Raw genomic sequence first — 13160 nt, 5'->3', positions numbered from 1 at the left:
GACGACGGCGGTCGCCAACGGTGACCTGTCGCAGAAGGTCACCGTGGACGTGGCCGGCGAGATGCTGGAGCTGAAGAACACCGTCAACACGATGGTGGACCAGCTGTCCGCCTTCGGTTCCGAGGTGACACGGGTGGCCCGGGAGGTCGGGGTCGAGGGTCTGCTCGGCGGCCAGGCCGAGGTGCAGGGAGCGGCGGGGACGTGGAAGGACCTCACCGACTCGGTGAACACCGCCTTCCGCAACCTGACAGGTCAGGTGCGGGACATCGCGCAGGTGACGACGGCGGTCGCCAACGGTGACCTGTCGCAGAAGGTCACCGTGGACGTGGCCGGCGAGATGCTGGAGCTGAAGAACACCGTCAACACGATGGTGTCGCAGCTGTCGTCGTTCGCGGACCAGGTCACCCGGATGGCACGGGACGTGGGCACCGAGGGCCGGCTGGGCGGGCAGGCGCGGGTCGACGGCGCCTCCGGGCGCTGGCGGGAGCTCACCGACTCGGTGAACTTCATGGCCGGCAACCTGACCTCGCAGGTGCGGCAGATCGCGCAGGTGACGACGGCGGTGGCCCGCGGTGACCTGTCGCAGAAGATCGACGTGGACGCGCGGGGCGAGATCCTGGAGCTGAAGAACACCATCAACACGATGGTCGACCAGCTCTCCGCCTTCGCCGACCAGGTGACCCGGGTGGCCCGCGAGGTGGGCACGGACGGGCGCCTCGGCGGTCAGGCGCAGGTGCCGGGGGTGGCCGGGGTGTGGCGTGACCTCACGGACTCGGTGAACGGCATGGCCGGGAACCTCACCACCCAGGTGCGCAACATCGCGCAGGTCGCCACGGCGGTGGCCCGCGGTGACCTGTCGCAGAAGATCGACGTGGACGCGCGGGGCGAGATCCTGGAGCTGAAGAACACCCTCAACACGATGGTGGACCAGCTCTCGAACTTCGCCGAGCAGGTGACCAGGGTGGCCCGCGAGGTGGGCACCGAGGGCATCCTGGGCGGCCAGGCCGAGGTGCAGGGGGTCTCGGGCACCTGGAAGGACCTCACCCAGTCGGTGAACTTCATGGCGAACAACCTCACCATCCAGGTGCGGAACATCGCCGAGGTGACCACGGCCGTCGCCAAGGGCGACCTGTCGAAGAAGATCACCGTCGACGCCCGGGGCGAGATCCTGGAGCTCGTGACGACCGTCAACACGATGGTCGACCAGCTGTCGAACTTCGCGGACGAGGTCACGCGCGTGGCCCGCGAGGTGGGTACGGAGGGCATCCTCGGCGGTCAGGCGCGGGTGCGGGGTGTCACCGGCACGTGGAAGGACCTCAGCGACAACGTCAACCTGATGGCCAACAACCTGACCAGTCAGGTGCGGAACATCTCCCGGGTGTCGGCGGCCGTCGCCAACGGCGACCTCACGAAGAAGGTGACGGTCGAGGCGCGGGGCGAGGTCGCCGAGCTCGCCGAGACCGTCAACACCATGGTGATGACCCTGTCGTCCTTCGCGGACGAGGTCACGCGGGTGGCGCGCGAGGTGGGTACGGAGGGTGAACTGGGCGGCCAGGCGCGGGTGCCGGGCGTCTCGGGGACCTGGAAGGACCTGACCGAGTCGGTGAACTCGATGGCCGACAACCTCACCGGTCAGGTGCGGCAGATCGCCGCCGTCACCACCGCCATCGCCAAGGGCGACCTCACCAAGAAGATCGACATCGACGCGCGCGGTGAGATCCAGGAGCTGAAGAACACCATCAACACGATGGTCGACCAGCTGTCGAACTTCGCCGAGGAGGTCACCCGCGTGGCCCGTGAGGTGGGCACCGACGGGCAGCTCGGCGGCCAGGCCCGGGTCCGGGACGTGGAGGGCACCTGGAGCGACCTCACCGAGTCCGTGAACGAGATGGCCGGGAACCTCACCCGGCAGGTGCGGGCCATCGCGGCCGTCGCCACCGCGGTGACCCGCGGCGACCTCAACGTCAAGATCGACGGTGTGGACGCGGCCGGCGAGATCCAGGCGCTCCAGGACAACATCAACACGATGATCGCCAACCTGCGCGACACCACCCTCGCCAACGACGAGCAGGACTGGCTCAAGAGCAACCTGGCCCGCATCTCCGGTCTCATGCAGGGCCGGCGGGACCTGGACGACGTCGCGTCGCTGATCATGAGCGAGCTGACGCCGGTGGTCTCGGCCCAGCACGGCGCCTTCTTCGTGGCGGTGCCGACGGGCGCCGCCCACGGCGACGCCGAACTCGTCGGCGAGGGGGACGGCTCGTACGAGCTGCGGATGCGCGGGAGTTACGGGTACTCGCCCGGGTCCATGCCGACCTCGTTCCGGCCCGGAGAGACGCTCATCGGCACGGCGGCCGACGAGAAGCGGACCATCCAGCTCCATGTGCCGCCCGGCTACCTGAAGATCTCCTCCGGGCTCGGTGAGGCCTCGCCCGCGCATGTGATCGTCCTTCCGGTCCTCTTCGAGGGCAAGGTCCTCGGCGTGATCGAGCTGGCGTCCTTCCAGCCGTTCACCCAGATCCAGCGGGACTTCCTCAACCAGATCGCCGAGCTGATCGCGACCACCGTCAACACCATCAGCGTCAACACCAAGACCGAGGTGCTGCTCCAGCAGTCGCAGGAGCTGACCGAGCAGCTCAGGGAGCGCTCGGCCGAGCTGGAGCACCGGCAGAAGGAACTCCAGGGCTCCAACCTGGAGCTGGAGGAGAAGGCCGAACTGCTCGCCCGGCAGAACCGCGACATCGAGGTGAAGAACACCGAGATCGAGGAGGCCCGGCAGGTCCTGGAGGAGCGGGCCGAACAGCTCGCCGTCTCCATGCGCTACAAGTCCGAGTTCCTCGCCAACATGTCGCACGAGCTGCGCACCCCGCTCAACTCGCTGCTCATCCTGGCCAAGCTGCTCGCCGACAACGCCGAGACGAACCTGACGCCCAAGCAGGTCGAGTTCGCGGAGACCATCCACGGCGCGGGTTCCGACCTGCTCCAGCTCATCAACGACATCCTCGACCTGTCCAAGGTCGAGGCGGGCAAGATGGACGTCTCGCCGACGCGGATCGCGCTCGTCCAGCTCGTCGACTACGTCGAGGCGACCTTCCGGCCGCTCACCGCGGAGAAGGGGCTCGACTTCTCGGTGCGGGTCTCGCCGGAGCTGCCGGCCACGCTCCACACCGACGAGCAGCGCCTCCTCCAGGTGTTGCGCAACCTCCTCTCCAACGCGGTGAAGTTCACCGACATCGGCGCGGTGGAGCTGGTGATCCGGCCGTCCGGCGCCGATGTGCCGCAGTCGATCCGGGAGCAGCTCCTGGAGGCAGGTTCGCTGCGGGATCCGGAGGCCGACCTGATCGCGTTCTCGGTCACCGACACGGGCATCGGGATCGCGGCCAGCAAGATGCGGGTGATCTTCGAGGCGTTCAAGCAGGCCGACGGCACGACCAGCCGGAAGTACGGCGGTACGGGTCTGGGGCTGTCCATCAGCCGGGAGATCGCGCGGCTGCTCGGCGGCGAGATCTTCGCGGCGAGCGAGCCGGGCCGTGGTTCGACGTTCACGCTCTATCTGCCGCTGAGCCCGACGGAGCCGCCGACGGGGCCCTTCGGGCAGGGGCCGGACACGGACGATCCGCAGCAGGACGCCGAGGAGGGGACGGCCGGGGCCGTCCACGCGTTCCCGCACTTCCCGCCTCCGCCCGTACGGACGGAGGCGCGGTCGGGGGCCGGGGCGCTGTTCCGGCACCGGCGGAAGGCGGCGGCGGAGGCGACCGGGGCGCGGACGGCGGTGCCGGGCCAGTCCGGCGCGGAGGCCGGGTGGGACCGGGTGGAACCGGAGGTGGAGGCCGAGCCGCGCCGCACCTTCAGCTTCTCGGGCGAGAAGGTGCTCATCGTCGACGACGACATCCGTAACGTCTTCGCGCTCACCAGCGTCCTGGAGCAGCACGGGCTCGCGGTGCTCTACGCGGAGAACGGACGGGAGGGCATCGAGGTCCTGGAGCAGCACGACGACGTGACGATCGTCCTGATGGACATCATGATGCCGGAGATGGACGGATACGCGACGACGAACGCGATCCGGCGCATGCCCCAGTTCGCCGGGCTGCCGATCATCGCGCTGACGGCGAAGGCCATGAAGGGCGACCGGGAGAAGGCCATCGAGTCGGGGGCCTCGGACTACGTGACCAAGCCGGTCGACCCCGACCACCTGCTGTCGGTGATGGAGCAGTGGATGCGGGGGGCGTGACTCCGCACCGGGGGCCCGCGCGGAGCGCCGCGCGGGCCCCCGGGCGCTTCGCTGACGGACTGTCGCCACAGGGGTGTGAGACGGCCGGATACGGGGAACCTTCTGGTCTCCCACCGCGTTTCGGGTATGTGCACAGTGACATCGCGGTGACAGGGTGTGGCGACGGGCGGGGTGCGGCTACGATGACCGGCACAAGGACGGACGGCGTTAGGGAGTCGTCTCCAGGGGCGGCGCCCGGAGCTACCCCCGGTTCGGGGAGCCGGGGAGAGCCGTTGCCGGGGCGAGGAGGACGGGGCATGGTGCAGAAGGCCAAGATCCTCCTGGTCGATGACCGGCCGGAGAATCTGCTGGCGCTGGAGGCCATTCTCTCCGCGCTCGATCAGACGCTGGTGCGGGCATCGTCCGGGGAGGAAGCGCTCAAGGCGCTGTTGACGGACGACTTCGCGGTCATCCTGCTCGACGTCCAGATGCCGGGGATGGATGGATTCGAGACCGCCGCGCACATCAAGCGGCGCGAGCGGACCCGGGACATCCCGATCATCTTCCTCACCGCCATCAACCACGGCCCCCACCACACCTTCCGGGGGTACGCGGCCGGTGCGGTCGACTACATCTCGAAGCCGTTCGACCCGTGGGTGCTGCGGGCCAAGGTCTCCGTCTTCGTCGAGCTGTACATGAAGAACTGCAAGCTGCGCGAGCAGGCCGCTCTGCTGCGGCTGCAGTTGGAGGGCGGCGAGGGCGGGCAGGGCAAGGAGTCGGCGGGTCTGCTCGCCGAGCTCTCCGCGCGGCTCGCGGCCGTCGAGGAGCAGGCGGAGGCGCTGTCCAAGCAGCTCGACGACGACTCGGCCGACGCGGCGGCCGTCGCCACCGCCGCACATCTGGAGCGCAAGCTCACCGGGCTGCGGCGGGCCCTGGACGCGCTTGAGCCGGGAACCGGTGCCGCGGCTCCGAACCTCCCCGCCCAGGGCTGACGCATCGTCACTGACGGGGTGTCGGTGCCCGGGTCGGGTGCGAGTCCGCGTGAGGTGGCGTCAGCTTCGCGCCTCGGCAGGGGCGACACGAACGGGTGAGGCGGACAGCCGGTCCTCACACCGGTAACCTCGGCATCATGGCTTCACGTACGTCCGGCAAGGGCTCCCAGGGCACAGCGGGCACCGCAAAGCCGCGCGCCGGCCGTACGACGGGCGCCGCGAAGAAAGCGGCATCCGCGAAGTCCGCCGCCAAGCCGCCCGCGCGGAAGGCGCCGGCCAAGAAGGCCGCGCCCGCCAAGCGGCCGCCCGCGCGGAAGCCGGTGGCGAGGAAGGCCCCGCCCCGTCCCGCGCCGTCTCCCACCGGCGGCGTCTACCGGCTCGCGCGGGGCGCCTGGCTCGGCCTCGCCCACGGGGTGGGGGCGATGTTCCGGGGAATAGGGCGCGGCGCCAAGGGGCTCGACCCGGCCCACCGCAAGGACGGGCTCGCGCTGCTCCTCCTCGGCCTGTCGCTGATCGTCGCCGCGGGCACCTGGTCCAACCTCCGAGGGCCCGTCGGGGACCTCGTCGAGATGCTGGTCACCGGGTCCTTCGGCCGCCTCGATCTGCTCGTACCGCTGCTCGTGGGCGCCATCGGCGTGCGGCTGATCCTCTATCCGGAGAGGCCCGAGGCCAACGGCCGGATCAGCATCGGTCTCTCCGCGCTCGTCATCGGTGTCCTCGGGCAGGTCCACATCGCGTGCGGTTCGCCGGGGCGCGGCGACGGCAGCGAGGCCATGCAGGACGCCGGGGGCCTGATCGGCTGGGCCGCGTCCCAGCCCCTCGTCTTCATGATGGGCGAGGTCCTGGCCGTACCGATGCTGGTACTGCTCACGATCTTCGGGCTGCTCGTCGTCACCGCCACCCCGGTCAACGCGATCCCGCAGCGGCTGCGCGCCCTCGGTGTCCGGCTCGGTCTCGTCGAGCCCGCGTACGACCCGGCGGAGGCCTACGTCGAGGACCAGGAGGGGTACGACGAGGAGTGGCGGGAGGCCCGGCCCCGGACCGCGCCGCCCGCCCGGCGCCGTGGCGTCGGCCCCGTGGAGCCGTACGACGTGGACCGCGCGGAGGCGGAGCCGCTGGAGCGGCGGCGGGGCCGTGCGGCGCGTCGCACGGCCGAGCGGCCCGCGTCCGACCACGGTCTCGACCCGGTGGACGTCGCGGCGGCGGCCGCCGCCGCGCTCGACGGCGCGGTGCTCAACGGCATGCCACCCTCCCCGATCGTCGCCGACCTGACCCGGGACGTCTCCGCGGAGCGGAAGGCCGCGGCGGCGGGCACGCCGGGGACGGCCGGCCCCGAGGCGCCCGAGCCGGGGGCGCAGGCCGCGCCCGTGCCGTCGGCGCGGGGCGGAGCCCAGCGCGCCGGGGGCGTACCGGACCGCTCCGGCGGGGGCGTACCGGATCTGACGAAGCCCGCGCCCGAGCCGACCGAGCTGCCGAACCGGGCCGAACAGCTCCAGCTGTCCGGGGACATCACGTACTCGCTGCCGTCGCTCGACCTGCTGGAGCGGGGCGGGCCGGGGAAGACGCGCAGCGCCGCGAACGACGCCGTCGTGGACGCGCTCTCCACCGTCTTCACCGAGTTCAAGGTCGACGCGGCCGTCACCGGTTTCACCCGGGGACCGACGGTCACGCGGTACGAGGTCGAGCTCGGGCCCGCCGTGAAGGTCGAGAAGATCACGGCCCTCACCAAGAACATCGCGTACGCCGTGGCGTCCCCCGACGTGCGGATCATCTCGCCGATCCCCGGCAAGTCCGCGGTCGGCATCGAGATTCCCAACAGCGACCGGGAGATGGTCAACCTCGGCGACGTGCTGCGGCTCGCCGCGGCAGCCGAGGACGACCATCCGATGCTGGTTGCGCTCGGGAAGAACGTCGAGGGCGGCTACGAGATGGCCAACCTGGCGAAGATGCCGCACGTGCTGGTCGCCGGGGCCACCGGCTCCGGAAAGTCCTCGTGCATCAACTGCCTGATCACTTCGATCATGATAAGAGCGACCCCCGAGGACGTCCGGATGGTCCTCGTCGACCCCAAGCGGGTCGAGCTCACCGCCTACGAGGGCATCCCGCACCTCATCACCCCCATCATCACCAACCCCAAGCGGGCCGCCGAGGCGCTGCAGTGGGTGGTGAAGGAGATGGACCTCCGGTACGACGACCTGGCCGCCTTCGGCTACCGGCACATCGACGACTTCAACCAGGCGATCCGGGACGGCAAGATCAAGCTGCCCGAGGGCAGTGAACGGGAGCTCAACCCCTACCCGTACCTCCTGGTGATCGTCGACGAGCTCGCCGACCTGATGATGGTGGCGCCCCGGGACGTCGAGGACTCGATCGTGCGCATCACGCAGCTCGCGCGCGCCGCCGGCATCCATCTGGTGCTCGCCACCCAGCGGCCGTCGGTGGACGTGGTCACCGGTCTCATCAAGGCGAACGTGCCGTCCCGGCTCGCCTTCGCGACGTCCTCGCTCGCCGACAGCCGCGTCATCCTCGACCAGCCCGGCGCAGAGAAGCTCATCGGAAAGGGTGACGGTCTGTTCCTGCCGATGGGTGCCAACAAGCCCGTCCGGATGCAGGGCGCGTTCGTCACCGAGCACGAGGTCGCGGCCGTCGTGCAGCACTGCAAGGACCAGATGACGCCCGTCTTCCGGGAGGACGTCACCGTCGGCACCCGGCAGAAGAAGGAGATCGACGAGGACATCGGCGACGACCTCGATCTGCTGTGCCAGGCCGCCGAACTCGTCGTCTCCACCCAGTTCGGCTCCACGTCGATGCTCCAGCGGAAGCTGCGCGTCGGCTTCGCCAAGGCCGGACGGCTGATGGACCTGATGGAGTCCCGGAACATCGTCGGGCCGAGCGAGGGCTCGAAGGCGCGCGACGTGCTCGTGAAGGCGGACGAACTGGACGGCGTGCTGGCCGTAATCCGGGGGGAGTCGGACGCGTAGCCGAAGCAGACGAGTGGCGCCGGGGAGCGGGGGGAGTGGCGCCGGGGGAGCGGGGTACCCGATCGAGACCGGGTCGAGACTCACTCGTAAGGGAACGAAGGGCAACCGTTTCCCCTGGCCGTACGTCAAGTTGGACGGAGGGACAGAAGGATGTCCCATCCTCATGGCGTACAAACAGCACCCGCCCGGTTGCCCCACCCTTTCGTACCACCCATAGACTGAACGTCCAGCAGGTGGCTACACGCTCGAAAGGCGCTCACGTGTCCATCGGCAACTCCCCCGAAGACGACCGGACCTTCCCGGCAGACGACCGGGACTCGATCGGTCGCGCTCTCCAGCAGACCCGCGTCGCCGCCGGTCTCACCGTCGAAGAGGTCAGTGCCTCCACGCGTGTCCGGATCCCGATCGTGCACGCGATCGAGGAGGACGACTTCTCGCGCTGCGGCGGCGACGTCTACGCCCGCGGGCACATCCGTACCCTCGCGCGCGCCGTCGGCCTCGATCCCGCTCCGCTGATCCAGCAGTACGACGACGAGCACGGCGGGCGTCCCGCGCCCACCCCCGCCGCCCCGCTGTTCGAGGCGGAACGCATCCGCCCCGAGCGGCGCCGGCCCAACTGGACCGCCGCGATGGTCGCGGCCATCGTCGCCGTCGTCGGTTTCGCCGGCTTCACGATGTTCGACGGAAACGAGGCGCCGAAGGGCACCACCGCCGAGGGCGGGCCGGTCCCCGCGCCGGAGAAGGCCACGGCAGCCGCCAAGCCGAAGCCGGTCAAGCCCGCCCCCAAGCCCACCGAGAGCGCGATCGCCGCGGTCCCCCGGGACAAGGTCACGGTCAAGCTCACCGCCGTCGACGCCAAGAGCTGGATCTCGGCCAAGGGCCACGACGGCAAGCTGCTCTTCGACGGCCTCCTCCTCGAAGGCGAGTCCAAGACCTTCCAGGACGACGAGCGCATCGACCTGGTTCTCGGCAACGCCGGAGCGATCGAGCTCCACGTGAACGGCAAGAAGCTCCAGGACAAGTTCGAATCCGGCCAGGTGGAGCGGCTCACGTACACCAAGGGCGACCCCGAGGCCGGCTGAGCCCCCTGAGGCCACCCCGGATGTGACCTTGTCGCGCAGGTGAACCCTGCGCGACGGGGGAACAGCCGGGACGAAGTAGTCTTGAGTCCATGCCCGAACGCCGTACCGTCGCCCTTGTCACTCTTGGCTGCGCCCGTAACGAGGTGGACTCGGAGGAGCTCGCAGGCCGCTTGGCAGCGGACGGCTGGGAGCTCGTCGAGAACGCCGAGGACGCGGACGTCGCCGTCGTCAACACCTGCGGATTCGTCGAGGCCGCCAAGAAGGACTCCGTCGACGCCCTGCTCGAAGCCAATGACCTGAAGGACCACGGCAGGACCCAGGCCGTGGTCGCCGTCGGCTGTATGGCCGAGCGGTACGGCAAGGAGCTCGCGGAGGCCCTCCCCGAGGCCGACGGAGTCCTCGGCTTCGACGACTACTCCGACATCTCCAACCGGCTCCAGACCATTCTCAGTGGTGGCAGTGTCGAGGCCCACACCCCGCGTGACCGGCGCAAGCTGCTGCCGCTGTCGCCCGTGGAGCGCCAGGAGGCCGCCGCCGCCGTCGCCCTCCCTGGACACGGTGTCGCCGCCGTGGCGCCCGTCGACGCGCCCTCCGATCTGCCCGAGGGGCTCGCGCCCGCGTCGGGGCCGCGCGCGCCGCTCCGCCGCCGTCTGGACGCCAGCCCCGTCGCCTCCGTGAAGCTCGCCTCCGGCTGCGACCGCCGCTGCACCTTCTGCGCCATCCCCTCCTTCCGCGGCTCCTTCGTCTCGCGCCGCCCCTCGGACGTGCTGAACGAGACGCGCTGGCTCGCCGAGCAGGGCGTGAAGGAGATCATGCTGGTCTCCGAGAACAACACCTCCTACGGCAAGGACCTCGGGGACATCCGGCTCCTGGAGGGGCTGCTGCCCGAGCTGGCCGCGGTGGACGGCATCGAGCGCGTCCGTGTGAGCTACCTCCAGCCCGCCGAGATGCGGCCCGGTCTGATCGACGTCCTCACCTCGACCGAGAAGGTCGTGCCGTACTTCGACCTGTCCTTCCAGCACAGCGCCCCGGACGTGCTGCGGGCCATGCGCCGCTTCGGTGACACCGACCGCTTCCTGGAGCTCCTGGAGACCATCCGCTCCAAGGCGCCCACGGCCGGTGCCCGCTCCAACTTCATCGTCGGTTTCCCCGGCGAGACCGAGGCCGACTTCGCCGAGCTGGAACGCTTCATCACCCACGCGCGCCTCGACGCCATCGGCGTCTTCGGCTACTCCGACGAGGACGGCACCGAGGCCGCCACGTACGAGCACAAGCTCGACCAGGACGTCGTCGACAAGCGGCTCGCCCAGCTCTCCCGTCTCGCCGAGGAGCTCACCGCCCAGCGCGCGGAGGAGCGGATCGGAGAGACCCTTGAGGTACTGGTCGAGTCCGTCGACGAGGAGGACGGCGTGATCGGCCGCGCCGCCCACCAGGCCCCCGAGACGGACGGACAGGTGGTCCTCACCACGGCCGACGGCGGACGCCCCGACCTGGCCCCGGGCCGTATGGTCAGGGCGAAGGTCGTCGGCACGGAAGGCGTCGACCTGGTGGCCGAGTGTCTTTTCGAGGAGGCAGCCAGATGACCGGAGTCCCGGCATCCGCGACGGGCGGGACCGGTAGGCCGGCGCCCCGCGGCAAGCTGGGCTCGGCGGCCGTCAACCAGGCCAGCCTGTGGAACATCGCCAACATCCTGACCATGATCCGGCTCGTGCTCGTGCCGGCCTTCGTGCTGCTGCTCCTCCAGGACGGCGGGCACGACCCCGCGTGGCGCGCGTGGGCGTGGGCGGCGTTCGCCGTCGCCATGATCACGGACGTCTTCGACGGGCATCTCGCCCGTGCGTACAACCTGGTCACGGACTTCGGGAAGATCGCCGACCCGATCGCCGACAAGGCGATCATGGCGGCCGGACTGATCTCCCTCTCCACCCTCGGGGACCTGCCCTGGTGGGTCACCGGGGTCATCCTGGCCCGGGAGCTGGGGATCACCCTGCTGCGGTTCTGGGTGATGCGGCACGGGATCATCCCGGCCAGCCGCGGCGGCAAGATCAAGACGCTCGCCCAGGGAACGGCGGTCGGCATGTACGTGCTGATGCTCACCGGGCCGCTCGCGACCCTGCGCTTCTGGGTGATGACGGTGGCGGTCGTGCTGACCGTCCTCACGGGTCTGGACTACGTACGGCAGGCGGTCGTGCTGCGACGCCTGGGGCTCGCCGCGGAGCGGACGGCCGCGCGGTCGGAGGCGGCGGCACGATGACGGTGGCCGCCCGGGTGCTGGCGCTGCTCGCTGCGCGTGGTCACACGCTGGCCGCCGCGGAGTCGCTCACGGGTGGTCTGGTGGCCGCGGAGCTCACGGGGGTGCCCGGGGCCTCGGCGGCCTTCCGGGGGTCCGTCACCGCCTACGCGACGTCCCTCAAGCACGAGCTGCTCGGGGTCGACGAGGGTCTGCTCGCGGAGCGCGGTGCGGTGGACCCCGAGGTCGCGCTGCAGATGGCGGCCGGTGTACGGGACCGGCTCGGCGCGGACTGGGGCGTCTCCACGACCGGGGTCGCGGGGCCCGACCCGCAGGACGGACAGGCCGTCGGCACCGTCTACGTGGCGGTCGCGGGACCTGCGGCGACCGGCGCCCGCGCCGGGAAAGTGGTCTCGTTGCGGTTGAACGGCGGCCGGGCGGACATCCGTAGAGAGAGTGTGCGGACCGTCCTGGAACTGCTCCATGAGGAACTCTCGGGAAATGCGCGGGCACAGGATACGGAACACAACGGGGGGATTTGATGTTTGCAGCCCTGAGTGAACACGACATCGCTCCCCGCACGGCCGCGGCGCGAGGCGGTACGGTGGGGCGTGAAGGATGCGGCTACGCGGTCCGAGGAGGGAGCCACCGATGATTCTGCTCCGTCGCCTGTTGGGTGACGTGCTGCGTCGGCAGCGCCAGCGTCAGGGCCGTACTCTGCGCGAAGTCTCCTCGTCCGCCCGAGTCTCGCTCGGCTATCTCTCCGAGGTGGAGCGGGGGCAGAAGGAGGCTTCCTCCGAGCTGCTCTCCGCGATCTGCGACGCGTTGGACGTACGGATGTCCGAGCTCATGCGTGAAGTGAGCGACGAGCTGTCACTGGCCGAACTGGCCGAGTCGGCGGCGGCGAGCGAACCGGTGCCGACGCCGGTGCGCCCGAGGCTCAATTCGGTGTCGGTGACGTCGGTGGCGGGTGTGCCCACCGAGCGGGTGACCATCAAGGCGCCCGCGGAAGCGGTCGACGTCGTCGCTGCCTGAACCGAAACGGGGAGAAGCCCCGGTCGGTACCCCTCAGGGGTGCTGACCGGGGCTTCTCTCTGTCTTCTCCCACACGTGCGGGGCGAATTGTTTGAGATGCCGGGTTCCGGTGATGCGTGCCATGGTGGGGGAACGTTCGACTGGTTGGAGATTCGCAATGTCTGTCGTGAAGAGCCCGCTGTCCGACGCCGACCTGAAGACGGTCGGCAACGCGCTCCAGGGGGCGCTGGTCGACCTGGTCGACCTCGCCCTGGTCGCCAAGCAGGTGCACTGGAACGTCGTCGGACCGCGTTTCCGTTCCGTCCACCTCCAGCTGGACGAGGTGGTCGACACCGCCCGGCTGCACTCCGACACCGTGGCCGAGCGTGCCTCCGCCCTCGGTGTGAGCCCGGACGGACGCTCGGCGACCGTGGCGTCCTCCAGCGCGATCGGCACGGTGCCGGAGGGCTGGATCAAGGACGAGCAGGCGGTGCAGATCCTCGTCGCCGCGCTGGGCGCCGTCATCACCCGGATGCGGGAACGCGTCGACGCGACCGGCGACCCCGACCCGGTCAGCCAGGACATCCTGATCACTCTGACGGGCGAACTCGAGAAGCACGCGTGGATGTTCCAGGCCGAAAGCGTGTAGGG

The 13160-nt window shown here is 70.2% G+C and carries 9 protein-coding genes; all 9 read left to right on the top strand.

The annotated features are described in order from the left end of the window. Positions 1–4231, top strand: a 4231-nt coding sequence (locus ACFWV2_RS09100; RefSeq protein ID WP_384403987.1) for a HAMP domain-containing protein, incomplete at its 5' end; no start/stop codon positions are given. Positions 4232–4527: 296 nt separating this feature from the next. Next, entirely contained in the window at positions 4528–5202 is a 675-nt protein-coding gene (locus tag ACFWV2_RS09095; protein WP_360788850.1) for a response regulator, read from the top strand. A 137-nt stretch (positions 5203–5339) separates the two neighbouring features. Next, a complete protein-coding gene (locus ACFWV2_RS09090) occupies positions 5340–8183 on the top strand; it encodes a DNA translocase FtsK (RefSeq protein WP_384403983.1) in 2844 nt (947 codons plus the stop codon). Between the two features lie 260 nt (positions 8184–8443). Then, complete coding sequence (locus ACFWV2_RS09085) at positions 8444–9265, top strand: helix-turn-helix domain-containing protein (RefSeq protein ID WP_384403980.1); 822 nt, start codon at positions 8444–8446, stop codon at positions 9263–9265. Positions 9266–9354: 89 nt separating this feature from the next. After that, entirely contained in the window at positions 9355–10848 is a 1494-nt protein-coding gene (rimO, locus tag ACFWV2_RS09080) for a 30S ribosomal protein S12 methylthiotransferase RimO (RefSeq protein ID WP_384403977.1), read from the top strand. Next, positions 10845–11519, top strand: a complete 675-nt coding sequence (gene pgsA, locus ACFWV2_RS09075) for a CDP-diacylglycerol--glycerol-3-phosphate 3-phosphatidyltransferase (protein ID WP_384403975.1) — start codon at positions 10845–10847, stop codon at positions 11517–11519. Before rimO ends, pgsA begins: the two co-directional genes overlap by 4 nt. Then, positions 11516–12037 carry a CinA family protein gene (locus ACFWV2_RS09070; protein WP_384403972.1) on the top strand — a complete coding sequence of 174 codons (522 nt, stop codon included), beginning with the start codon at positions 11516–11518 and terminating at the stop codon, positions 12035–12037. The genes pgsA and ACFWV2_RS09070 overlap by 4 nt, the downstream gene beginning before the upstream one ends. 109 nt (positions 12038–12146) lie before the next feature. Next, positions 12147–12530, top strand: a complete 384-nt coding sequence (locus ACFWV2_RS09065; protein WP_073819741.1) for a helix-turn-helix domain-containing protein — start codon at positions 12147–12149, stop codon at positions 12528–12530. Positions 12531–12687: 157 nt separating this feature from the next. Beyond that, a complete protein-coding gene (locus ACFWV2_RS09060; RefSeq protein ID WP_384403969.1) occupies positions 12688–13158 on the top strand; it encodes a Dps family protein in 471 nt (156 codons plus the stop codon). Positions 13159–13160 lie beyond the last annotated feature (2 nt).

Origin of the sequence: Streptomyces sp. NPDC058671, assembly GCF_042716475.1 — a bacterium.
Classification (GTDB): domain Bacteria; phylum Actinomycetota; class Actinomycetes; order Streptomycetales; family Streptomycetaceae; genus Streptomyces.
The sequence above is the reverse complement of the archived record's forward strand: the minus strand, read 5'-3'. Positions and strand labels throughout refer to the sequence as shown.

Coding starts and splice junctions, on each gene's coding strand:
- ACFWV2_RS09070 (WP_384403972.1), top strand. CDS start 11,516: ATGACGGTGGCCGCCCGGGTGCTGGCGCTGCTCGCTGCGCGTGGTCAC.
- ACFWV2_RS09090 (WP_384403983.1), top strand. CDS start 5,340: ATGGCTTCACGTACGTCCGGCAAGGGCTCCCAGGGCACAGCGGGCACC.
- ACFWV2_RS09095 (WP_360788850.1), top strand. CDS start 4,528: ATGGTGCAGAAGGCCAAGATCCTCCTGGTCGATGACCGGCCGGAGAAT.
- rimO (WP_384403977.1), top strand. CDS start 9,355: ATGCCCGAACGCCGTACCGTCGCCCTTGTCACTCTTGGCTGCGCCCGT.
- ACFWV2_RS09065 (WP_073819741.1), top strand. CDS start 12,147: ATGATTCTGCTCCGTCGCCTGTTGGGTGACGTGCTGCGTCGGCAGCGC.
- pgsA (WP_384403975.1), top strand. CDS start 10,845: ATGACCGGAGTCCCGGCATCCGCGACGGGCGGGACCGGTAGGCCGGCG.
- ACFWV2_RS09060 (WP_384403969.1), top strand. CDS start 12,688: ATGTCTGTCGTGAAGAGCCCGCTGTCCGACGCCGACCTGAAGACGGTC.